The 1,125-nt window shown below is 47.8% G+C and carries 1 protein-coding gene; it reads right to left on the bottom strand.

Going from position 1 to position 1,125, the window contains the following annotated elements; genetic code table 11:
- On the bottom strand, positions 1-1,125 hold a 1,125-nt coding region (gene lon, locus AND4_RS19215; protein ID WP_009844658.1), incomplete at both ends, for an endopeptidase La.

Raw genomic sequence — 1,125 nt, forward strand, 5'->3', positions numbered from 1 at the left:
AATAACATTCTCTGGAATCTCTTCCAAATCACGCTCATTGTCCTTCGGAATCAGTACCGTTTTGATGCCACCGCGGTGCGCCGCAAGTAACTTTTCTTTTAGACCGCCGATAGGTAGCACTTCACCACGCAGGGTAATCTCACCCGTCATACCGACTTCTGCTTTAACTGGGTTACCCGTCAAGCTAGAGACCAGTGCCGTACACATCGCAATACCCGCACTTGGGCCGTCTTTTGGTGTCGCACCTTCAGGTACGTGCACGTGGATGTCGCGTTTCTCGTAGAAGTCTGAGTTAATACCCAGCTTTTCTGCGCGTGAACGCACTACCGTCATTGCCGCTTGGATCGACTCTTTCATTACATCGCCCAAAGAGCCCGTTTGTGTCAGCTTACCTTTACCTGGCATGGATTCCGTTTCGATCGTCAGCAAATCGCCACCAACTTGTGTCCAAGCTAGGCCAGTCACTTGACCGATACGGTTGCTGTCATCCGCTTTACCGAAGTCATGGCGTTGCACACCTAGGTACTCTTTGAGGTTATCCATGGTAACGGTCACAGATTTCAAGCTTGAATCAAGCAAGATGTTCTTCACTGCTTTACGACAGATTTTAGAAATCTCACGTTCTAAGCTACGTACACCAGCTTCACGCGTGTAGTAACGAATAATACCTATGATTGCAGAATCTTCGATGGTGATTTCGTTTGCCTTCAGGCCATTTCGCTTCACTTGCTTATCAACAAGGTGACGCTTGGCAATGTTTAGCTTCTCATCTTCTGTGTAACCAGAAAGACGAATCACTTCCATACGATCAAGCAGTGGACCCGGAATGTCCATCGAGTTCGATGTCGCCACGAACATCACGTCAGACAAATCGTAGTCCACTTCTAAGTAGTGATCGTTAAACGCATTATTTTGTTCTGGGTCTAGTACTTCTAGTAGTGCCGATGACGGATCACCACGCATATCTGAAGACATCTTGTCGATTTCATCCAGAAGGAACAGCGGGTTTTTCACGCCAACTTTTGACATCTTCTGAATAAGTTTACCTGGCAGAGAGCCAATGTAAGTTCGACGGTGACCACGGATTTCCGCTTCATCACGGACGCCACCGAGTGCCATACGTGT

Source organism: Vibrio sp. AND4, from assembly GCF_000171815.1.
GTDB lineage: Bacteria > Pseudomonadota > Gammaproteobacteria > Enterobacterales > Vibrionaceae > Vibrio.